The 21,962-nt window shown below is 71.1% G+C and carries 16 protein-coding genes; 7 read left to right on the top strand and 9 right to left on the bottom strand.

Features of this window, described 5'->3' with window-relative positions:
- Positions 1 to 13: 13 nt before the first annotated feature.
- Positions 14 to 2,413 carry an ABC transporter permease gene (locus ACIBHX_RS51265; RefSeq protein WP_397076207.1) on the bottom strand — a complete coding sequence of 800 codons (2,400 nt, stop codon included), beginning with the start codon at positions 2,411 to 2,413 and terminating at the stop codon, positions 14 to 16.
- Complete coding sequence (locus ACIBHX_RS51270; RefSeq protein ID WP_397076208.1) at positions 2,410 to 3,138, bottom strand: ABC transporter ATP-binding protein; 729 nt, start codon at positions 3,136 to 3,138, stop codon at positions 2,410 to 2,412. The genes ACIBHX_RS51265 and ACIBHX_RS51270 overlap by 4 nt, the downstream gene beginning before the upstream one ends.
- A gap of 144 nt (positions 3,139 to 3,282) precedes the next feature.
- Here ACIBHX_RS51270 and ACIBHX_RS51275 point away from each other — a divergent pair, with 144 nt between their 5' ends.
- Both ACIBHX_RS51275 and ACIBHX_RS51280 read left to right on the top strand, forming a co-directional pair.
- Positions 3,283 to 4,491: a sensor histidine kinase gene (locus tag ACIBHX_RS51275; protein WP_397076209.1), complete on the top strand. Its 1,209-nt coding sequence runs from the start codon at positions 3,283 to 3,285 to the stop codon at positions 4,489 to 4,491.
- The gene (locus tag ACIBHX_RS51280) at positions 4,488 to 5,171 is read left to right on the top strand and encodes a response regulator (protein ID WP_397076211.1); all 684 of its coding nucleotides are present in this window, start codon (positions 4,488 to 4,490) and stop codon (positions 5,169 to 5,171) included. The genes ACIBHX_RS51275 and ACIBHX_RS51280 overlap by 4 nt, the downstream gene beginning before the upstream one ends.
- 642 nt (positions 5,172 to 5,813) lie before the next feature.
- Here ACIBHX_RS51280 and ACIBHX_RS51285 read toward each other — a convergent pair.
- Positions 5,814 to 6,215 (bottom strand): bifunctional DNA primase/polymerase, encoded by a 402-nt coding sequence (locus ACIBHX_RS51285; protein ID WP_397076229.1) that lies wholly within the window; start codon positions 6,213 to 6,215, stop codon positions 5,814 to 5,816.
- A gap of 54 nt (positions 6,216 to 6,269) precedes the next feature.
- Here ACIBHX_RS51285 and ACIBHX_RS51290 point away from each other — a divergent pair, with 54 nt between their 5' ends.
- The 4 genes from ACIBHX_RS51290 to ACIBHX_RS51305 all read left to right on the top strand — a co-directional run bounded on the left by ACIBHX_RS51290 (position 6,270) and on the right by ACIBHX_RS51305 (position 10,532).
- Positions 6,270 to 6,713: a hypothetical protein gene (locus ACIBHX_RS51290; protein ID WP_397076231.1), complete on the top strand. Its 444-nt coding sequence runs from the start codon at positions 6,270 to 6,272 to the stop codon at positions 6,711 to 6,713.
- Between the two features lie 1,585 nt (positions 6,714 to 8,298).
- Positions 8,299 to 9,303, top strand: a complete 1,005-nt coding sequence (locus tag ACIBHX_RS51295) for a hypothetical protein (RefSeq protein WP_397076212.1) — start codon at positions 8,299 to 8,301, stop codon at positions 9,301 to 9,303.
- Positions 9,304 to 9,543: 240 nt separating this feature from the next.
- Entirely contained in the window at positions 9,544 to 9,741 is a 198-nt protein-coding gene (locus ACIBHX_RS51300) for a hypothetical protein (protein WP_397076213.1), read from the top strand.
- Between the two features lie 206 nt (positions 9,742 to 9,947).
- The gene (locus ACIBHX_RS51305; RefSeq protein ID WP_397076215.1) at positions 9,948 to 10,532 is read left to right on the top strand and encodes a DUF2867 domain-containing protein; all 585 of its coding nucleotides are present in this window, start codon (positions 9,948 to 9,950) and stop codon (positions 10,530 to 10,532) included.
- Between the two features lie 142 nt (positions 10,533 to 10,674).
- Here ACIBHX_RS51305 and ACIBHX_RS51310 read toward each other — a convergent pair whose 3' ends face one another.
- Entirely contained in the window at positions 10,675 to 12,963 is a 2,289-nt protein-coding gene (locus ACIBHX_RS51310; RefSeq protein ID WP_397076216.1) for a polysaccharide lyase 8 family protein, read from the bottom strand.
- Between the two features lie 239 nt (positions 12,964 to 13,202).
- On the opposite strand from ACIBHX_RS51310, the gene ACIBHX_RS51315 reads away from it, so the two are divergent.
- Entirely contained in the window at positions 13,203 to 13,733 is a 531-nt protein-coding gene (locus ACIBHX_RS51315; RefSeq protein ID WP_397076218.1) for an RNA polymerase sigma factor, read from the top strand.
- Here ACIBHX_RS51315 and ACIBHX_RS51320 read toward each other — a convergent pair.
- Genes ACIBHX_RS51320 through ACIBHX_RS51340 form a run of 5 tightly spaced genes read right to left on the bottom strand, consistent with a single transcriptional unit; the run spans position 13,681 to position 21,631 of the window.
- On the bottom strand, positions 13,681 to 14,427 hold the full coding sequence (locus ACIBHX_RS51320; RefSeq protein WP_397076220.1) for a phytanoyl-CoA dioxygenase family protein: 747 nt from the start codon (positions 14,425 to 14,427) through the stop codon (positions 13,681 to 13,683). The two genes, ACIBHX_RS51315 and ACIBHX_RS51320, sit on opposite strands and share 53 nt — an antisense overlap.
- A gap of 5 nt (positions 14,428 to 14,432) precedes the next feature.
- Positions 14,433 to 15,749, bottom strand: a complete 1,317-nt coding sequence (locus ACIBHX_RS51325; RefSeq protein WP_397076222.1) for an ABC transporter substrate-binding protein — start codon at positions 15,747 to 15,749, stop codon at positions 14,433 to 14,435.
- Positions 15,742 to 18,483 (bottom strand): MFS transporter, encoded by a 2,742-nt coding sequence (locus ACIBHX_RS51330; protein ID WP_397076224.1) that lies wholly within the window; start codon positions 18,481 to 18,483, stop codon positions 15,742 to 15,744. Before ACIBHX_RS51330 ends, ACIBHX_RS51325 begins: the two co-directional genes overlap by 8 nt.
- Complete coding sequence (locus tag ACIBHX_RS51335; RefSeq protein ID WP_397076225.1) at positions 18,480 to 20,234, bottom strand: hypothetical protein; 1,755 nt, start codon at positions 20,232 to 20,234, stop codon at positions 18,480 to 18,482. The genes ACIBHX_RS51330 and ACIBHX_RS51335 overlap by 4 nt, the downstream gene beginning before the upstream one ends.
- A gap of 38 nt (positions 20,235 to 20,272) precedes the next feature.
- On the bottom strand, positions 20,273 to 21,631 hold the full coding sequence (locus ACIBHX_RS51340) for a BTAD domain-containing putative transcriptional regulator (RefSeq protein WP_397076227.1): 1,359 nt from the start codon (positions 21,629 to 21,631) through the stop codon (positions 20,273 to 20,275).
- Between the last annotated feature and the right edge of the window lie 331 nt (positions 21,632 to 21,962).

A 21,962-nucleotide genomic window follows, 5' to 3' on the forward strand; every position in this document is an offset into this window, starting at 1 on the left:
CGAGCGACCGGTTCTACTCGGTCCGCAGCGCGGTGGCGGTCCGGGAGCGCGCCGCCCACCCGGCCGGCAGCAGTGCCCCGAGCAGGGCGATCGCGATCCCGCCGGCCAGCAGCGGGAGCAGTATCCCGGCGGTGTAGACGTGGGTCACGCTCGGCGGCAGGTTCCTGCCGATCGCGTTCCCCATCTGGGTCAGCGTCGCCTTCTCCACCGCCATCCCGATCGGGACCCCGATCAGCCCTGCGACCAGGCCGGTGAGGCTCACCGAGGTCAGCACCATCGCGATGGTCTGTTTGGGCGTCATCCCGAGGGCCTTGAAGATCCCCAGGTCGTGGATCCGTTCCCGGGTGTCCTGCACCACGGTGTTCAGCACGCCGAGCGCGGCGACCGCGATCATCATCAGTGTGAGGGTGGCCACCAGGGCGCTCATGGTGAGCACCGTGTAGTTCTCGTACGTGATGTTGGGGCTGGCTTCGGCGTGCAGCGGGGTCAGCGCGGGGGCGGCCGAGGCGGACCAGTCCGGGCCGCTGACGTTGTCGGCCAGCTCGACGTTGAACTGGGTGATGTACGGCGTCAGACCGGCGGCGGTGAACGTGGCCGTGTCGGTCATCACGACCCCGTTGCTGCTGGCATCGAAGTCGATGCCGACGATCCGCAGCGGCAGTCGCTTGTTGTCCTGCGTCACGGTGACGGTGTCGCCGACGTGCATCCCGGCCGTCGAGGCCAGGTGGTCGTTGATCACGGCTTCGCCGGGGTTCTGGTACCAGCGGCCGTTAACCAGCCCCAGGTTGGTCCAGGACAGGTCGCCGGTGGTGGTGTCCACCATCGTATAGTCCCCCGTCGGCGCGCCGATCACGGTCGCGCCGCTGTTGCCCCAGCCGAACGCGGCCTTCGTGCCCGGGATCGAGGCGAGCGCGGCGGCCACCTTGGTGGAGTCCAAGTGGGGGTTGGCAGGGCCGCCGGGGGAGTGGAAGCCGGCGGGCGTGCCGGCGGGCACCACGATCATCGACGCGGCGTTGAGGCCGGTGGTATCCGTGTCCATGTACTTGGTGAACGCGGTCTCCAGCCCCATTGCGAAGGTGACGCTGACCGCGCCGAACAGCACCGCGGCGCCGACCAGCGCGGCCCTGGCCGGTTTGGCGAACGGTTGGGCCAGTCCCAGCGACATCGGCCGGGGCAGCGGCAGCCGGCTTGCCAGGCGCTGCGCGCCTTGGCCGCGCTTGGCCTTCGGGGCGCGGCCGACGACCAGGGTCTGCACCGCCGGCATTCGGCCGGCCCGAAGTGCCGGGATGAGCGCGGTGATACCGACGATGACCAAGGTGCCGATCGGCACGACGAGGCTGACCCACACCGGCAGGTTGGTGTCGGCGGCACCGAGATTCTTGCTGGCATTGCCCAGGACCGGAACAGCCAGCAGGTTGCCGACCAGCGTGCCGCCCACCACGCCGATCGTCGCCGGGATCAGGGCTTGTGCGGCGTAGGCGCGGGCCACCTGCCAGGGGGTGAAGCCGAGCGACTTCAGGATCCCGATGCGCCGGATTCCCGAGACCACCGCGCCGCTGACCACGATCGCGATGATCAGCACCGACAGGAACAGGCCGAGGATGCCGAAGACGATCAGGAACGGCACGAAGGACTTTGCGTTGCCGACGGCCTGCTTCTCCACGGCCAGGTAGGACTGTCCGCTCTCGACCGAGCCGACCGGCGCGGCGGCGGCGATCGCCTGCTTGTCCGTGGTGAGGTCGGCGTCGGTCCCGGACTTGGCGAACCGGTAGAGCATCTGCTCGTCAGTCTTGGCGCCGGCGGCGGTCAGCCGCGCGAAGCCGTCGGTGGTGAGGAAGCCGGTCGCGGTGTTGGTCAGCGAGTTCGCTTGGCCGACGACCTTGAACGAGGGCTTGCCCGGCAGCGAGTCGAACACCACGGAACCGCCTGCGCAGTGATGGTCCCATGAGGACAGGACGATCTCGTTCGCGGTGGTCGGCCACCTGCCCTGGACCAGGGCCAGATGGTCCAGGCCGGAGGTGCCGGCCAGGTCGGGTCGGGTGGCGGCGATGACCGGCGCGTTGGCGCGACCGGCCATCGGCATGCCCGGGGCGATGTTCGCGGTGCAGTCCGTGCCGAAGGTCGTGTTCAGGGCGGCGGTGACCGGGTACGGCCCGGACGCCTCGGTGACGCCGGCGGCGTGCGCGGTGGCGGCGGCCTGCGCGGCAGTGGCCTTCGAGCCGTCGAACTGGACCGACAGATGCGCGCCGTTCCGGGCCTTGAAGGCGTGGTCGAACGGGGCCTGCACGACGGCCAGCAGACCGAGCGAGAGCACCGAGGAGGTGACGGCCGCGAACGTCGTCAGGGCCATCACGAGGGACTGCACACGACGCCGGCCGACGCCGGAGCGCACGACCTTGCCCAGGGCGCTCATCGGCTCACTCCCGCCGAGCTGTTGGAGGTGGCGCCGCTGACCGTGTTGACCACGTCTCGGGCCACGGCACCGTCCACCAGCTCGATCGTGCGTCGCCCGGTGTTCGCGGCCAGGTGGATGTCGTGGGTCACCAGCAGGATGGTCTGACCCTCGGCGTTCAGATCCAGCAGCAGCTGGCGCACGTCCTCGGCCGAGCGCGAGTCCAGCGCGCCGGTCGGCTCGTCGGCCAGCAGCAACGCCGGCCGGTTCATCAGGGCCCTGGCCACCGCCACCCGCTGCCGCTGACCGCCGGACAGCCGCTGCGGGTAGGCCTTGGCGTGCCGGTCGATACCCAGCGAGGCGAGCAACTCGGTCGCCCGCCGCTTCACCTCGACCTTGCCCATCCCGGCCAACTGCGCCGGAACCATCACGTTGTCCAGCACCGTCAGGTCGTCGAGCAGGTTGAAGAACTGGAAGATCATGCCGATGGAAGCCCGCCGGTACTTCGCCGAACCGGCCTCGCCGAGTTGATCGACCCGAGTTCCGTTGACGGTCACGGTGCCGCTGGAAGGCTTGTCCAGACCCGCGACCAGGTTCAGCAGCGTCGACTTGCCACTGCCGGAATGGCCGAGGATCGCCACGCACTCACCAGCCGCCACGGACAAGCTCACCCCGGCCAGCGCGGGCGGGCCGTCATCGTATTTCTTTGTCGCGTCTTGCAGATCGATCATCGGCTCGTTCGTCATGGCCCTGAACCTAGGAACGAACCGTGATCCATCGCGTCGGCCGGCGGATGTCACCTCTCCCCCCAGGCCATCGGTCCGGCGGCGTACCCCGCGTACATCCCCGGGGCGACGCGCAGAGCCGACGCCAGTCAATACGATCTCCGCATGGAAGAGCTGCTCCAGCGTTTTTCGACATCGGCACCCGTGGCCTGGCTGACGTCGCGGGCCGTGGTGCTGGCCGCCGCCTGCTTCTACGCGCTGATGCTCTTCTGGACGATGCCGGTCGGTCCGATCCGGCACAATGGCGGCCCGTTCCGGTTCCCCGACCTCGGGCCCGACCAGATGATCGGTCTCTGCCTCGTGCTCGCCCTGCCGATCCTGCTGGTGCGCCGTCTGCCCGCGGCGGTCTTCGCGGCGGTCCTGGGCGAAGAAGCAGCCCTCAGTGACCTCTTCGGCGCGCAGCCCTGGATCGTGCTCCTCCTGCTCCCGGTCCTGGGCGGGTACCTCGCCGCCCGGCGGCCGAAGGCTGCCGCCGTCGGCTCCGTCGTGGCCGTCGCGACCGTGTTCGTCGAGCGCACCTTCGTCCACTCCAGGGAATCCGTCGGCTACGCGGCCCCGTGGGCCGGGCAGTTCGCGTTCGTGTTCGCGGTCGCGTGGGTCTTCGGCGGGGTGTACCGCAAACGCCGCGAATACCTCGAAGCCCTGCACGAGCAGACCGCGGCCCGCGCCGTCATGGCCGAGCGGCTGCGGATCGCCCGCGAACTGCACGACAGCGTCGCGCACAGCATCGGGATCATCACGGTGCTGTCGGGAGCGGCGGCGCGGGTCGTGGAGACCAAGCCCGAGCAGACGCGGCAGGCGCTGACCGGCATCGAGACCACCAGCCGGGAGACGCTGCTCGGGCTGCAGCGCATGCTCGGAGCGCTGCGCCGCGCCGAGCCCGACGACGCCATGCCGGGGGCCGCTCCGCTGGCGCCGGCCGGCAGCCTGGCGGACGTCCCGCGGCTCGCCGAACGCACGGCCGACGCCGGGGTGCGGGTCCACGTGACCTGGCAGGGCGAGCGGCGCCCGCTGCCGCCGGAGATCGAGCTGTCGGCGTTCCGGATCGTCCAGGAGTCGGTGACGAACGTGGTGCGGCATTCCGGCGCGCGGACGTGCCGGGTCGCGGTCGGTTACGAGCCGACAGGAGTGACGATCGAGGTGGTGGACGACGGTCCCGGCAGGCCCGGCCGTCCGAGGCTCTCGGCGGCGGCCGGCGGGAGCGGCTTCGGCCTGCTCGGCATGCGCGAGCGGGTGACGTTGCTGTCCGGCCAGTTCAGCGCGGGCCAGCGTCCGGAGGGCGGATTCCGGGTGGCGGCGAGGCTCCCGGCATGAGCGTGCGGGTACTGCTGGTCGATGACCAGCCGCTGATGCTGGTCGGGCTCGCGATCCTGATCGGCGACACCGACGACCTGGAGGTGGTCGGCGAGGCCGGCGACGGCCGCGAGGCGGTGCGCCTGGTGCGTGAGCTGCGGCCGGACGTCGTGGTGATGGACATCCGGATGCCGGACATGGACGGGATCGAGGCGACCCGGCAGGCGACCGCCGAGCCGGACCCGCCCAAGGTGCTGGTGCTGACGACCTTCGACGACGACGAGTACGTCTACGGCGCACTGCGCGCCGGGGCCAGCGGATTCCTGCTCAAGAGCATGGCCCTGGACGCGATCCTGGACGCGATCCGCGTGGTAGCGGCCGGCGACGCGTTGATCGCGCCGAGCGTGACCCGACGGCTGATCGCGGACTTCGCCGGAACGTCCGGCCCCGCGGCCCCCGAGCCGGACGCCGAGCCCGCCGCGGACTCAAGTCTCATCGCGGGGATCACCGACCGGGAGCGCGAGGTGCTGGCACTGGTCGGACAGGGACTGTCGAACGCTGAGATAGCCGAGCGGTTGGTGATCAGCGCGGCGACGGCGAAGACGCATGTCGCGCGTCTGTTCGCCAAGCTCGAAGCTCGGGACCGCGTCCAGCTGGCGATCATCGCCTTCGAGGCCGGACTCGTGCCGCGTAGACGGTAGGGCCGGACGAGAAGAACGATCGAGACCACGAGTTCGCCGCGTTCCAGATGCGCCAGCACACCCACCTGGCCGCAGCGGGACTCGAGTCGAGGTTGTTCAGGAAGCCACCATGGACCCCACCTGCGCCTCCTCGGGCGGCGGCGCGAGGTTTGGTGTCGGGCGAGCGCGGGGCGACAGGTGGCCCACCCATCCGGCAGGCCGATCGGCAGCGGGGGCGAAATCGGTCAATTGCGCCCCCATCCCAGGATCCAATCAGGACACGATCGTCACCTATCCGTCTCTCACAGCGAGGGCCAGCTGCGGGCATCGCCGGCAGCCGGCTCACGCAGCGGCGGCGCCGAGACAGGCGGTATGGCCCGCGGCGGGGGCGCTGGTGTATCCGCGACCACGGCCCGCCGTGTGTCGGCGGCTGGGGGCGAAGACCTCTTGATGGGTGCGGACGCCTCAGGCGGACTGCCCCCGCACATCCCGATCCGGCCGTCCGGATCGGGATGCGGCGCGTCCCCCTCCGAACGCACCGCCTCCTCCATGCACACGACCGGGCGGGGAGTTCATGACGCGGCCGCGTCCTCATCCACGGTCGAAAACAGGAACCCCGGCCGACGTCGGCCGGGGCTCCTGATCGCATCGGAGGGAGCGTGATCAGCCCCATGAGCTGAGGTCGACGGCGTCGGCCTGGCGGGTGGAGCTCCGCCGATGGGACGCCGGCCGGTCGGCCGGGAGCGGTGAGCCGCCGCGGCCGCCGGCGCCGGGCCCGCGGGTGTCGATCCCCGGCCCGAGCGGCGAGCCCGGACTGCGGCCCGCGGTCGAGCCGATGACGAGGTCGGCGGGCACCGTGAAGTACAGGTGCAACCCGCCCGAAGGGGTGCGGACGGTGAGGGTGTCCGGCCAGGCCTGGCTGTGCTGGTCGCACAGGGCGGCGAAGCGGGCGATGCCGTCCTTCACATCGAGGTCGATGCCGAGCACCCGGGAGCGCCAGCAACCGACGCCGATGTTGTCGCCGGCGCCGACATTTCGGAAACACCAGAGTAGGGGGTTACTCAGGCGCTCCCGCGATTTCCGGGTGAGACTCGGGGCTTCGCGAGGAAAGGACGCTCGATGAAGTTCGCAAGCCTGCTCGTCGCTCCTGTGGCTCTGGCGCTCATGGCCTCGCCCGCGTTCGCGGCGGGCACGAAGGCGTGGGGGCCGTACAGCAAGGCGGGTGTCAGCGCCGCCGGGACGCTCACCGCCAGCGGCGAGGACCACGAGGTACTGCCCACGGCCGACACCGTCAAGATCAAGGGCAAGGTCACGGACCGCTCCCGCGGCAGCAACTGCGGGTGGCTGCTGCTGAGGATCACCCACCGCGAGGGGAACAACCTGCCGTTCTTCGACAGGTCGGTCATCTCATGCACGTACGGCACGCCTAAGAGCTTCACGCGCACCTACCACGACGTCTACCAGGTCGAGTTCAAGGTCTGTAGCGCGCCGAAGGCCAGCAAGCCGTCGCTGACCTGCTACTACTCGGGTTCCTGGAAGGTGGGCTACCTGTCGCCGCACTAACCCACGTCACGCCTTCGCCACCTCGTGTCCCGGTCGGACGTTGACGGGGATGTGGGGACAAGAGAACCCCTATAACGGCCGCCCCCGTCACAGAGGGGGCCGAGGAGTTCGACCCGCGCGACTGGGAACGCGTGGACGCGATGGTGGCTCTCGGCGTCGCAGCCGATCAGGACGTGGCCCAGCTCGGCGAGGCTCTGTCTGTCGCCGTCCGCGATGTCGCCTCCGCCACGCCCAATGACGGCCGCCCGGCGAGCGGCGGCTATTGCCCGCCGTGGCCGCTGCGCGCCGCGCTCCTGCGCCAGCCGATGCAGCCGACCGTCGAGGCCGAGGTCGTGGTCCTCAGCGCGCGCATGGGCCAGGACCTACCGCCCCGCCTGATGGGCCTGCTGATGCAAGCCGGACGCCCGTCGGCGCTGACAACCGACCGCGCACTTGTGCGAGCCCGCAACGCGATGGCCGCCGTCCCGGCGCGTAGAGCCTGTCCGTTCTGCCTGTCCCGCCCCGTCCCGAGATGGCCGCCCTGTTCGCCGAGGACAACCACTTTGTCTACTGACGGCCCGCCTTCGGCCACAGGCGCTGCCATGCCTTCCTGGGGCGAGCGAGCCAACCGTTGCCGTACGGCAACGCCGTCCAGGTGTTTCGGGCCGAAACACCTGGACACAAGTTCGATTCGACATGCCTTACTTGCCAGACGAGATCATCTCTCTCTGACCTGCGAGGATCACTAACGGGATTTTTCGTTCCGATGCTCGTCATGCCCCAAGATAGCGGCGGACCGAGCGGGCGCTGCCACGGTAGCCCTGAGCAGCGATCTCGGCGTGCAACCGTGCGCCGTCGTGTATCGGGGCTTGAGCAGCAACCGAACGGAAAACGGCGTTAGCGAGCCGGTTCAGGCGGAGTTACCGCCGTTGGCCGTTCCGATGCGGGTGGCGTAGACCCGGTGAGCTTTCCGCTCGGCGGGGCTGGCGGTGTCGGCGGCCAGCGCGGAGCTCTGCTGGAGTGCGGCGTGGTGGAGGGTGAGGGGTGCGGTGAGGCGGATGGTGTGGCCTTGGATTATGAGTCCGGGACGCCATGTGATTCGATGCCGCTCTTCATGATCCTTTAGTGCGAAATCCCTGGTGGGCAGGCCCTTGTGGTGTTCACGTTCCTGGTGGACGTCCCCCAGGGAAAGAGATCTCGGGAACCTCTTCCAGGCCCCGCCCGCGGCAATGCGGCACGCTCGGGGGCGTAGAGAACCCCCAGCCGGCCAGCTTGGGCAGACTCTCGCCGGAGGCCGGGTGTCGGGCCTGAGTGGTGTTCGGGCACAACGATTATCGGCACGTCATCCAAGGGGTCGCCCCTGCCTGTGGCAGGAATCGATCGGTTCCCGCCAGTCGCTCGCAGGAGTGGCGCTGGTAGCCGAAAATTCCGGGGCAACTTCACGGCCATGACCTGTGCATCGGCATCCTCGAAGATCATCATTACTTTGCGTATTCAATGATCACTTAGCGTGTGCATGGGTGGTTGGATGAGGATGCACGCGCGGTCCACTCCCGGATCGGTTGCAGTGCCTCTGATCCGAGTCGACGTAGAAGGAGAGGTGTCGATGAGCGTGCCCGTCCCTGTGGTGATGGTGACGCGTGTGTTGATCGCGCTGCCGCTGTTGCTGACCGCCCTGCAGGGCGCCGCAGCGGCCTCCACCCCACACCTCGCCGTGCCCGCCGCGGCGGTGGCAGCACGGCCTGGTGGTGATGGTGGCGGCGGGCCGGTGCCCGGGCCGCGCGGCGCAGCACCGGAGATCCAGCAGCCGCTTACGGATGTTGAGCCCAAGGCCGTACCGCCGCGACCGGCCCGTCCAGACGTGGCCTCGGTAGCCGGCCGCCAGATCGCCCAATACGGGCCGATGACGGTACCGGCGGGCGAGGTATGGCGGCAGTGGGTCTACTGCCCGTCCGGGATGCGGGCGGTGAACGGCGGGGAGTCCAACAACAGCCCCGGCGGGATTCAGCTCATCCACACCGGCCCGTACACCCCGAGCACCGACGCGGGCTGGATCGTCAACGTGCGCAACCTCTCCGGCTCCGCCGCTGACATGACCGTCTACGCGGTCTGTGACTCCAATGTCAGCGACTATCTCTTCACCGAAGGCGCACACCGGATAGCCGAGCCAGGCGTCTACCGCGCCGCCTCCGCGACGTGCACCGATGGCCGCAAGGCCGTGGGCGGCGGTTTCTGGCCAGTACCCAACACCGTCAGCGCTCCCGCTCTGGCACCGGGCTCCACCGGAGACACCTGGACCAACTACGTGCGCAATACCGGCGATGCGAACGTGGACGTGTGGCCGTACGCCGTCTGTGTGAGAGGCACCGGGCCCTATCAGGTCGTAGAAGGCGCACTCCTCACCGTTCGCGTGGGTCAACTCGCCTCGGCTTCCGCGACCTGCCCCCAAGGTTGGCGCCTCATCGGCGGGGGCGTGCTCCAGCCGCACAACACCCCGGTCGGCGCCGTCACCGACAACTACCCGGAGTCCCTCTCTTCCTGGCGGTCCTACGTCCGCAACGACTCCCCGTATGAAACAAGGATCCAGGGTGTCGCCTTCTGCACACTCTGACGAGTGCTGGTGATCATCGGTTGCGTGCGGCCCGCATTCGCCGGCCGCACGCACCGCCCAGCCTCCGGCTACCTCGCCCCTGGTGTTGCTCAGCAGGGAGCCAGGGCCAAGTCATGGGCCTCGGCCACTCCATGTACCGCAGGCTGCCTCGGTAGCGGCCGTAGACGGCGATGACCTCCAAGGCGTACCTGGAGGACGTCGGTTGCCGGGCGCGCTAAGGACGGGAAGTTCCCGGCCCTCATGGAGCAGATCCTCGCCGATGCCGGGATTCAAACGGTGCTCACCGGCGTCCCTATACCGCGGATGAACTCCGTCATGGAGCGGTGGGTGCAAGTGAGCTTCTGGACCGCTGTCTGCTCTGGAACGAACGCCGCCTACGGCACGCTCCGCGCGAGTACGAACACTTCTACAACCAGCACCGAGCACACCAAGCCCTGACTCAGGCGGCTCCTCTACGCGCCGTCCCGGATCCGGCCAGACTGACCAACCTCGACGTACGCCGACGAGACCGTCTCGGCGGAGCTCAACTGCATGGACGGATTTTTCGGCAGGCGCAATGACCTCCGGTTGACCCCGACTATACGGTCCCGTATGGGGCGGTGTTAGCCTCTTTCCATACGCAATCGTATGGAAAGGGTGTGCCCATGAGACTCCCCGCAACCGCCTACACGTCCAGGCCCTGGCGCATCCACGAGATCGCCGGCGACTTCCGTGTCGAGGACGTGTGGGCGCTACCGACACCGGGCGGTCCCGACGACCTCGCGCGGCTCGTGCGCCAGTTCGCCGGCGGCGACGGGCCGGGCGGCTTCACCCCTCTGACGCGCGCGCTCTTCGCGATCCGGTGGAAGCTCGGGAAGCTGCTCAGGTGGGACGAGGCCGACGCGGGCCTCGGGGGCCGGGTGCCGTCGTTGCGGGATCGGTTGCCCGCGGACCTGCGCGAGGGCACGCGGGGACCCGATCGGGGTCAGTTCACCTCCGTCTACCAGACGCACGACGAGTGGGCGGCCGAGATCGCCAACAAGACCATGCAGGGGGTGATGCACATCGGCTGGGTCCCTGACGGCGCCGGTGGCTACCGCGGCCAGATGACCGTCCTGGTGAAGCCGAACGGGTTGTTGGGCGCCGTGTACATGCTGGGCATCAGGCCGTTCCGCTACCTGGGCGTGTATCCGGCGATGCTGCGGGCGATCGGGCGCAAGTGGCAGGCGAGCGAGCCAACGACCTTGTGACTCGGCGGAGCGCGAGCGGCTGGGCAACGTCGCGGTGTGGCTCACCTTGACAGGGAAGAAGTCTCTTTGTCGTGGTCTGATCGTTGATCTCGTACCCGACTGCCCGAGACTGTCGAGGTCCGGCTTCGAGCGCCTCGGAGGTTCAGATGCGCACCACCGCGGTGTGGGCGTGCCCGCGGCTGCCGCCGACTTCCACCTTGACCGCGCTCTTGGCCTTGCGCACGCTGCGGTCGCTTTCCTTGACCGATTTCACCGGCCAGGGCAGCGTGATCTTCACCTCGTCGGCGGTCCTGGACGGGTCGGAGACCGCGAGCCGTACCTGCTTGTGGTCGCGGCTGATCAGCAGCGTGCATGGGCCGTCGGCGGCGAGCGGTCCATCCGTGGTCTCGACGGTCCCCGCGCGCCAGAAGACGGCGGCGAGCATGTTGTCGCGGGAAATGGCCTGCACCGCACCGGAGTTGGCGAGGATCTCGATCCGCCGGCCGTAAGCTGCGGTCTGCGCGATGGAGGCGTCGGGCAGTACGGCATAGGCATAGCGTGCCTTGTGCGGATCGGCGCCGTGGTCGATGAGGATCGTTGTGTAGTGCCTGGTGGTGGGGGTCTGGTCGCCTCCGGTGGTGGCGCCCTTGTCGATGTCCCGCCAGCGGCCGGTGCGCTTCTTGCGGATCACCTTCACGTCGATGCCGTCGAGCAGCGCGTAGCCGGCCACACCGGACAGGTGGACCCAGCCGTCGCCCTGAGTCAGCGGCGGATGCCTGTCGTGGGTGTTGCGGTTCTCCACGATGGTCTCGATGCGGCGGCCGTCGGAGGCGGTGATGCCGGTGCCGAGGGCGATCACCGCGTCGTCGAGGAGGAACCACGCCTTCTTGGCCCGCAGCGAGGAGCCGTCGGCGATCAGCTTCATGGCCGCCACGCCGTACTCGCCGTCGAGTGCCACGCCGCCCGCCCACGGGGTGGGTGGCAGGCGACGCTTGCCGTGCGGGAGATCGGCGCGTCTGCGGGTGTCGACCGTCGTGCCCGGCAGCCGGTACGGGTCGATCGTGGGCCACAGGTCGTCGTTCCAGTGGGTGAGGTCGCCGGTGTAGAGGTAGGTCATGCCGTCGCCGGTGAACCAGCCGTGCAGGTTCTCCCGGTTCATGGCCTCGGCCGCGCCGATACGCTCCGAGCTCATCGCGATCGCGTAGGCCCAGGTGGGACGGCGGTGCACGACCCGGTCCATGTCGGCGAAGACGTACGTGCCTGTCGTGCGCGGGCCGACCGGCACCGACAGGTCCTCCAGCAGGGCCTTGGCCCTCGCGATGCTCGCCAGCGGTGCGAGCGTGTCGTAGGGGATGGCCTGGTTGCGGGTGAGCCAGCCCTTCACCATCGGTTGCCAGCGCTGGGCATAGCGCTCGGGCGCCGCCTCGAGCAGGGTGAGGATGGACTCGACCGCCTTCTGCCCCGAGTGGTAGTCACGGTGGCCCTGCACCGAGATCTGCCGGCCGCGTACGCAGTCCATCATCAGCCCGTCGAAGATGAACGGCACGAACGAGCGGTCCACGATGTTGTAGACGTCCCCGATTCCGGTGATCTCCCACGGTGATCCCGCGAGCATGGCGATCAGCTTGGCCACGCCCTCCAGGTAGTCCACGCCGTAGCTGCCGGTGTAGGGGTACACGTCGTGCTGGATGAACGACCCGTCACGGTATAAGCCGTCGCCTGGGCCCGCGGTCGGCCGGAGCAGGTCGGAGACCGCATCCCTGGCCCGCTTGATGAGGCGTGGGTCGTAGGTGAGCAATCCGCGCATCGCCACCGCCATGGCCTTGCTCGCCCGGTTGGCGCCGGTCTCGACGACACCGGGGTGGCTGACGCGGCGCTCTGGGTCGGGGCACCAGCGGCGCAATGGGCGCAGCCAGCGCTCGAGGTGGTCCTTGGGCAGGCCGTCGTACAGCAGGGCGCAGGTGTCGGTCAGCGAGCGGGGGACACCGATCTCCCACCAGAACCAGTTGCTGCCCCGCCGGTCGAGCCCCTCGTGATAGGCGTGCTCGTACAGGAAGTCCAGCGCACTGACCGCGGTCTCGGCGACCTGGCTGTCCCGGTGCATGGCGGTGCCCGGTGTGGCCCAGCCCAGCGCCAGTGTGCGCATGCGGTTGTAGGCGCGGTTGAAGTTGCCCGTCCGGGGGTTCTCAAGCGGCAGGTCGGGCCACAGGCTCGGGCGGTCGGGGGCGGGCTTCAGCTTGCGCAGCACCGCATTGGCCGAGCCCTCGATCGCCTGCGTCTTGTCGGTGTAGGCGGAGTCGTACGATCCGCCGGCCAGCAGGCCCACCCACCGCTCACGCGCGGCGTCGAACGCGGCGGCACCGGCCGCCTCGGCCGGGCTGTCCCACAGGGCGAGGCCGGCCACGGCCGCGGTGCCCAGCAGGGCGGACCGCCGAGTGAGGGGGTGGATCATGGAGGCCTTTCCGACAATCGGGCACATGTCAGGTGAAAAGATCATATGTCGATAGGACTCTGCGATGGTGAGTCGGCGCCACGGCGCCGCCAGCGACCACGCCAGGAAGTGGTCTGGAGTGCCCGATTGTTAAACCGTGAAAGCATTCCGCTCTACCGGGCAATCAGGGGTGACCGCCGTTCCTGATCGGATGGAGAGCAGTGCGTGACCCCATTACCGATGCCAGCTGGGCAGCCGACGTGAGCGTTCCGACCCCGCTGCGCACCGATCTCGATCGGATCTTCGACGCGCACTTCGCCGAGATCCACCGCTACATCGCCCGTAGGCTCCCCGCGGACGTCGCCGACGACCTGGCTGCCGAGGTCTTCCTCGTTGCCCTCAAGGGGGGATACGAGTCCTCGCGGGGCGAGGTCAGGCCCTGGCTGTACGGCATCGCCACCAACCTGATCGCCAGGCACCGCCGACAAGGCTCACGAACCGGGCTGGCTCGGCCGCGATCACAAGGTGACGTTCTGGGTTTTCCCGCCCGATGCTCCTGTCGCACACGGGCGGGGCTCGTGTCGCGGATGCACGGATCTGTCCGACCCGAGGGCGCCCGATCGGCTGGCCGCCGAACTGGGCAGGCGTCCTGGAGCCTGGTCGGTCGCGGCATACGACGTCACGCCCACCCCAGTTTCGCGGCCCTGACTCCGGCCTGGGACCGGCCCAGCAGAGGATTCACACCGGGGGCGGGACGCGGCCGGCCGGGGTCAGGGCGATCAGGACGCTGATCCGGCCCACCGGGCCGACAGCCGGCAACGAGGCGTGCATGATGTCGCTGTAGTGCAGGGAAACGTCTCCGGGCCGGAGGTCCAGCCCGACACCTTCGTGCTCGCCGTACGACGGTGCAGTCAGCCACGACCCCGGCAGGACCCGCAGTTCCCCCGCCGTCGGACTCCCTCCGCGCAGGCACACGCTGGCGATGAGCATCGGGCAGCGTTCGTCGTGTCCTCCCATGCCGCAGTCCCGGTGCCACGGGATGTCGGCCAGCCCGCCTGTCACGCCCGGGGTCTTGTACAGGATCATGCCGGGTCCTGCTGGGCGCAGGCCGAAGGGTGACAAGGCGGCCATCGACAGGATGCGGGGGTCGGCCGACATCCCGGCTATGGCTGGTTCGTCGCCGCTCCACAGGATGCGGGTCAGCACCGGGGTGTCCTGAGCGTCGCGGCCCCACCAGGAACGCCCGTCTCCCTCCTTCGCCGCCTCGGCGAGCCGAAGGGCCGCGGCCAGGGCTTCGGCGACCTCCCACGGGGTGAAGACACCTTTGAGCAGCGCGTACCCCATGACGTGCAGGTAATCGGCCAAAGCCGCGGATTCCCCGGTGAACGCCGCGAAGGGATCCAAGGGCGCGCCGTCCCGCCCGAGCAGCTGGGCAGCGGGGTCGAAGGGCCGCTGCGGCGTGGCGTGGAAGTCGGTCAGGTTCACGGGGGTCACTCCTTGCAGGAATCGCGCGGTAGGCACGCGGGGTCGAAGGGCCTGGCGGGGGTAGCAGGCCAGGTGGTACGGCGGCGCCCGCCGTCCGGCGAGCGGTACACGCGGGCCGCGGCGTCCCACCAGATCTCCCTGGCGTCGGCGGGTACGGCTCGCAGCCGCATGCCCTGCCGGAAGGTGCCGGGGTCGAGGGTGGGCCCGGCGGATTCGAGGCCGAGGAAGAGCAGCGCCATGGTCCAGTACGTCGGGTCGCCCCGATCGTCGCGGTCGGGGGTGGCGAGGGTGCTGATGCCGAAGGCGCGGCGCCACTGGCTGGGCTCGAAGACGCGGGCAGCGACGTCCACGTCGTTGAAGTCGTGCCCGCCGATGATCCACTCGGGCTGGTACCCCTGGCCGGCGGCGATGCCGGTCAGGTAGGCGAGGGGTTCGGGGGCGCACGCGCACACCAGGGTCGTGGCTCCGGCGGAGCGCACCTGTTGGATGAGGTTGGCGTAGGTGGCCACGGCGCTGGAGTCGGCGGGGTAGCCGATCGTGATCGCCGGCCGTACACCTTGCGAGCGCAGCGCGGCGGAGAGCTGCTCGCCGACGGGTGTCTCGGCGTTGTGCAGTACGGCGTAGCGGCGCGGCCTGCCCTTGAGGCCCCGCCCCGCGTAGTCGGCGCGCGGCCCGAGCCGGCGGGCGATGTAGGAGGCCAGCAGCCGGTTCACGGTGTCGGTGTCGGCCAGCAGGCTGTAGTGGTAGGGGGCGTGGGCGCGCAGGAAGTCGCCCGGCAGGTAGGCGGCGCTGAGCGAGACGATGCCGCGCCTGGTGAGCTCGTCGATCAGCGTGGGGTGGACGGCGCCGATCACGAAGTCGGCGTCGAGGTCCTCATCGAGGGTGGTGGCGTCGCCGCGCAGGGCGGGGTCGTCGGTCGGCGGCGCCTGGGAGCGGTAGACCTTGAGCACGGGTGTGCGGCCGTAGGTCTCGAAGGCGTGGGTGAAGTAGGCGAAGGAAGTGTGCGCCTGCCGTTCGATCTCGTCGAGGCTCGCCAGGCCCATGGTGGCGCGCATGGCGGTGACGTCGGGCCGTTCCCAGGGCAGGTAGAGGACGATCACGATGGTCCCGCCGGAGCTGGGGAGCGGCCGGGCCCGGCAGGGGAAGTCCTTGCCGAGTTGGGCGCGGCGGGAGCAGTCGGCGGTCGCGACGGGCGGCCGCCAGGCCGGGTCGTCGCGCAGGTAGTCGGGCAGCGGCGGGACCGCCTGGTGCAGGAGTTGCGCGGCGGCGAGCAGCACGGCCAGGCACAGCGCCGCCAGCGCGTATCCCGGTGCCCTACGCATCGTGCCTCCCCGACCGCTGGGCGGCGCGCGGGTCGCCGCCCAGGTAGGAGGCCAGCACGGCGGGGTCGGCGAGCACGTCGGCGGTCGCGCCGCAGGCGATGACCCGGCCGGCGTCGAGGGCGAGCAGGCGGGTGGCGAGGGAGGCGAGCAGCGGGATGTCGTGCTCGACCACGATCAGGCTGGCGTCCAGCTCGGCGCGGACGCGCAGCAGGAGCGCGGCCAGCTGCTCGACCTCGCGCTGGGCCAGCCCGCTGGACGGCTCGTCGAGCAGCAGCACTCCCGGGCGGTGAGCGAGGGCGCAGGCCAGGTCGACGACGCGGCGGGTGCCGGTGGACAGCTCGCCCACCCGGTGGTCGCGGTAGTCGCCGAGGTGGAGCAGCTCGATCAGCTCCTCGGCCCAGGTGCGGGCCGCCTTCTCGCTGAACCGGGCGGCGCGCAGGGCGAGCAGGTGCGCCAGGGGTTCGCGGACGGCCAGCCGCCGGTCACCGCCGACCATGATCGCCTCGGTGACGGTCAGGGCGGGGAACGAGCCCGCCGACTGGAAACAGCGGCCCAGCACCTCGGCGCACTCGATCCGGCCCGCGTCAGGACGGTCGAGACCGGACAGCAGGTCAAGAAGGCTGGTCTTGCCCGCGCCGTTCGGGCCGATCAGCCCGAGCACCTCGCCGCGCCTCAGGGTGAAGCTCACCCCGTCGACGGCGGTGACGCCGCCGAAGGAGCGGCTCAGCCCGGTCACCCGCAGCACCGCAGGGCCCGCCTGCGTGGAAACCGGGGCCGTACCGGGGGACAGGAAGATCGATCTGAGCAGGTCGGGACGCTCGCGCAGGCCGGCTGAGGGGCCGTCGTAGCGGATCTCGCCGCGTTCCATGAAGACGGCGCGCGGGCACAGCTCCAGCGCCAGGTTGACCGACTGCTCCACCACCACGATGGTCGTCCCCTCGCGGTGCAGCCGCCGGATCACCGCGAGCAGCCGTTCGACGACGGCGGGCGCCAGGCCGAGCGAGAGCTCGTCGATCAGCAGCAGCTTGGGCCTGGCCACGAGCGCCTGGGCGAGGGTGAGCATGCGCTGCTGGCCTCCGGACAGGGTGGCGGCGCGGGCGTCCAGCGTGGGCAACAGATCGGGGAGGAGTTCCAGCGCCTGGGCGATGCGGTCTCCGGCCTCGCGGCGGTGCGCCCACGCGGCCAGGCGCAGGTTCTCGGCGACGGTGAGCGAGCCGAGCACGCCGCTGCCGCCCGGTGCGAGCGTGATGCCGAGCGCGGCGCGCTCGGCGGCGGGCAGCGCGCCGATGTCCCGCCCGGAGAAGACCACCCCGCCCCCGGATCTGGGTACGGCACCGCAGACCGTACCCAGGAGGGTGGTCTTCCCCGCCCCGTTCGTGCCGAGGAGCGCGACCAGCTCGCCCTCGGCCACGTCGAGATCGACCGGGCGCAGCACCCGTTCCGTGCCGTAGTCGACCGACACCCCGCGCAGCGCGAGGAAGGAACCCGACAGCGCGGCCGACAGTGACCGGGCGTCACGCAGATCGGCCAGGAAGCCGTTCCCTGACATGCCCAGGACGAGCGCGCCCGTCACCAGAACCGGGGCGAGCGCGACCAGCGCGGCCCGGTATCCCCACGCCTCGCCGATCGCCCCCATGACCGGCAGCAGCGCGATGCCGGGCAGCGAGCAGAGCGCGGCGATCGCGAAGCCGACCGTCCGTGCCCTGGCGGGCATGACCAGGGAGAGCACCGTGGAGATGCCCGGGCCGAGCACCGATCCGGCCAGTGCCAGCAGGCACGAGGCGGCCAGCAGCAGCCAGAGCGACGGCGCCAGCGCCATCACCACCACGCAGCCGCCGGAGACGAACCCCATCACCGACACCGCGCGGAACAGCCGCGCCGGTCGGCCGGCGAGCAGCCGCCCGGCCAGCGGCGCCCCGAGCACCAGACCGGCGATGGCGAACGGTTGCGCGAGCGCCCCGGCCAGCCCGCGCTCGACGGCGTTCAGCCCGAAGCTCTCCTGCAGGTAGAGGGGCAGGAACAGGCCGAGGGCGGCCAGCGCGCCGACCGTGAACGGCGTGGACCACCACAACCTGCGAACCGTTCGGGCGCTCCGGCACAGGGCCACCGCTTCGGCCAGCCTGGGCCTGGACTCCTCCTGCGGGTGATCGAGGCCGAGGGCGAGGCGTTCCTGGGCGCCGCGCACCGGTTCGCGCAGGCGCAGGCTCGCCAGGCCGACGGCCAGGGCCAGGGCGCTGGTCACCAGCAGCGCCCACCGCCATCCGGCCAGCACCGCGACCGCGCCGACGGCGGCGGGGCCGAGCATCGTCCCGGCCGACCTGGCCACCGACGTGGCCGCGTACGCCGCGGGCCGCCCGTCCACCGGCGTGTAGTCGGCCAGCACGCTGCTGCGCACCGGCCCGGTCACCCCGAGCGCGAACCCGTCGAGGAACCAGGCCAGGCCGAACAGCACCGCGGTGGGCGCCAGCGCGCCGCCCGCGCCGGACAGCCCGGCCAGCAGGGCGCCGGCGGCCACCCATCTCACCCGACTGGCCCGTTGGTCGATCCAGGCGGAGACCGGCAGCCCGAACAGCGTCGCGGCCAGCGTGGACAGGGTGGCCACCGTGGTGATCCCGGTCAGCTCCAGCCCGAAGGCGCGCTGGATGTCCGGCAGCAGCACGCCGGTGCCCGCTCCGCCGAAGGCCAGCAGGAGTTCGCAGGCGGCGATGAGCGCGACCGCGCCGCGCGCCCTCATGCCGCTGCTCGGACCGGCCGTAGCGCCGCCAGTCCTCCCGGGGCCAGCAGCAGCACCGCGATCAGCCCTGCCCCGGTGAGCAGCAGCGAGAAGTCGGCGGGCAGGAAGAGCGTCGAGCTCCTGATCACCACCGCGCCCAGCACCGCCCCGGCGGGCGACCAGGCGCCGCCCACGACGGCCATGGTGAGCACGGCGACGCTCTCGGCCACCGGGAACGAGCTGGCGGTGACGGCGTGCTGGTGCACCGCGAGCAGCGCGCCGCCGAGCCCGGCCACCGTCCCTGCCACCGCGAAGCAGGTCAGGCGGACGCGGATCGGGCTGATGCCGTACACGCGTGCGCTCGCAGGGTCGTCGCGCACGGCCAGGGCCGCGCGTCCGGTCCGGGTACGGCGCAGTCTGACCAGCCCGAGCATCACCAGCCCGAGCACGACCACCACGATCACGTACAGCACCCGGTCGGAGGCGACCAGGGCCGGCCGGGCACGCGGCGCGAGCAGCGGGATCGCCGAGTGCACGGCCACCGCGAAGCCCAGCGTGGCCACCGCGAAGCCCAGCCCGCGCACTCGCAGCGTGGCCAGCCCGAGCAGGACGGAGACGAGCCCGGCGGCCAGCGCGCCCGCGAGCGCGGCGGTCGGGAAGGCCACCCCGACATCGGCCGTCAACCGTCCGGCCACCACGGCGCCCACCCCGGCCAGCCCGAACTGTCCCAGGCTCAGCTCGCCCGCCCACTCCGCCACCACCACGACCGAAACAACGACGATCGCGTAGATCGCCACGGTCGCCGCGCGGTTGGCCGTTCCCTCCCCCAGGAACACCGGCACCGCCGCGGGCAGCGCCCACGCCGGATGCACCCGGCCGCGCGGCGCGAGCGCCTGCGCGGGCCGGAACGTCCGCCCAGGCAGCGGCCTGACCAGCAGCAACGCCACCACGATGAGCACCGCGTAGAGCACGTCGGCCGGCGTGGAGCCGCCGAACAGCGAGTAGACCACCTGGTCGATCACGCCGGTGGCCAGCCCGGCGACCAGCGCCACGGGCAGGCTCACCATCCTGGCCACCACGGCCGCGGCCAGCGCGCGCAACAGCAGGCCGTGACCCTGCCCGCTGGCCAGCCCGAGTATCGGCACCTGGAGCGAGACGGCGGCCGCGGCGAGCCCGGCGGCGACGATCCAGACGAGGGTCCCGGCCCGCCGCACCGGCACGCCCAGCTGGGCGGCGCGGGCTGGGTCGTCGGCGGCAGCCCGCACCGCAAGGCCGTACCTGGACCTCGAAAGGAACAGCGTCAGCGCGGTGACGGCGGCGAGCGCGAAGAGCACGAGCAGCGCCGAGTTGGCGTCCAGGATCACCCCGTCGACGGACCAGCGGACGGTGGCCAGCGACGTGCGCAGGTCGGCGGACTCCTGCCGGCCCGAACTCGCCCACCGGACAACCGCTTCCGCGAAGAGCAGGAGCTGGGCCAGCCCGATCGTGGCGATCGTCAGCGTGGTCCTGGGCGCGCGCTCGAACCGGCGGGCCAGCAGGTACTCCGACAGCCCGAACACCAGGGCGGCCGCCCCAGCCCCTGCGAGCACCGCCAGGCCCCAGGGCACCTGCCACGCCTGCACCAGCCGCACGCACACCAGCCCGCCGAGGATGCCCGCCCCGGCCAGCGCGAAGTTCACGATCCGGTGCGTCCGGTAGATCAGCACCAGCCCGACCGCCAGCATCGCGGGCACGACCCCGGTGCTCAGTCCCAGGAGCAGGATGCCGATCATGTGCGCCATCTTCTGCGCGCCCGCTGAACCAGCGGCACTCAGCTCGCTGAACTCCCGCTGAACCCGCTGCTCCACAGCGGCGCGCAGGGGCACCCCGGCGCGCTGCCCGAGCCTGCGAAGATGCCGCACGCCCGTCCGGGAGATGGCAGGAAGGCCAGCCGCGTGAGGCTCCCGGCCAGCGAGCTGGCCAGATCGGGCCAGCCGGAGTCGCAGGCGGTGCGCAGCCCGTCGACCAGCGCCGGCCCTTCCGCCGCCACCCAGCTCTCCAGGTCGAGCCCGGGCCGGTCGAGGACGCCCTCCACCAGGCGGGTGCTCCACTCCAGCACGTTGCGGACCGCGTCACGCACGTCCTGCGGCGACTCCTCGGCCACGTGCTCGCCCATGAACAGCCGCACCAGCGACGGGATGCGATACCACCGGTCGCCGAACTGGTCCGTGCGCGCCACGTCCAGCAGCCCCGCCCCCGCCAGCTCGTCGATCACGTCGTCCGCGCCGGTCCTGCCCATCGCCGCCGCCACGCACCAGCCGGGGAATTCCGCCAGCCTGATCGCCGCCATCCGCCGCAGCGTGCCCGCCGCCGCGTCGCTCAGCGCCGCGTACCGCCGGTCGAGGTCCGCCGTCCCGCCTGCGCGCCCCACCGCGGGCTTCCCCGGTACGGCCGGCAGCCCGGGACCCCGCGGCTCCAGCAGCCCCGCGTCGCCGAGCAGCACGGCCCGCTGCACCCGCCGCAGGTCTGGCCCCGGCGCCAGGCCCAGCTCGCCGAGCGCCCTGCGGGCACGGTCGTAGGCATCGAGCGCCTCCGCCTGTCGGCCCGCCCCGAACAGCGCCGTCACCAGCTGCGCCTGCAGCCGCTCGCGCAGTGAATGGGCGGCCACCAGCACGCGCAGCTCCGCCACCAGCTCCTGATAGCGGCCCCTGAGCAGCTCCGCCTCGCCGCGCAGCTCCAGCGCGACCAGCCTGAGCTCCTCCAGCCTGGCCGCCTGCGCCGCGATCACCGGCGAGTCGGGCACGTCCGCCAGCGCGGGGCCGCGCCACAACGCCAGCCCCTCGGCGAGCCGAGCCGCGGCCACCTCCGCCTTCCCTTCACCGAGCGCCCGCCTGCCCGCGGTGACCAGGTGCTGGAAACGCTGCGTGTCGAGATCGTCGGCATCGAGCCGGTAGCCGGGCGTCCTGGTCACCAGCGCGTCGCCGCCGAGCAGCCGGCGCAGCCGCACGACGTAACCCTGGATCTGATTCACCGCCCGGGCCGGCGGCGCGGCGCCCCATAACGCGCCGGCCAGCACGCTCACCGGGACGGTGCGGCGCGGAGACAGGGCCAGCACGGCCAGCAGCGTGCGCGGCTTGGCGGCACTGATCACCCGCCCATCCACCTCAACCGGCCCCAACAACCCGATCATCGCCCAAGCATACGAAAGCTCCGCCCGCGACAGCTTTTACGTGCGGGTCTGTGCCGTTTTCATGCTGTACGGCTGTGTCCGCCGCGGTGCCGCAGGGCGAGATCACCCACATGAGCCCGAGGTGGCGGTGCTGCGGCGTCAGGTCGCGCAACCGAAGCCGGACTGGGCCGATCGGGCCCTTCTTTAGCTCGGCCAGTGAAAGCCCAGATCAGACCCTATGTGCGAGTTTTGACGCGCTACAGGACCCTGCTGGTTAACTCATTCTCATGCGGCCAGGGCTGGTTCGAGTCGGGCCAGGTGGCTGGTGCGTTTGCGGTCCAGAGGGTGGCTG

Origin of the sequence: Nonomuraea sp. NPDC050536, assembly GCF_044457685.1 — a bacterium.
Taxonomy (GTDB): domain Bacteria; phylum Actinomycetota; class Actinomycetes; order Streptosporangiales; family Streptosporangiaceae; genus Nonomuraea.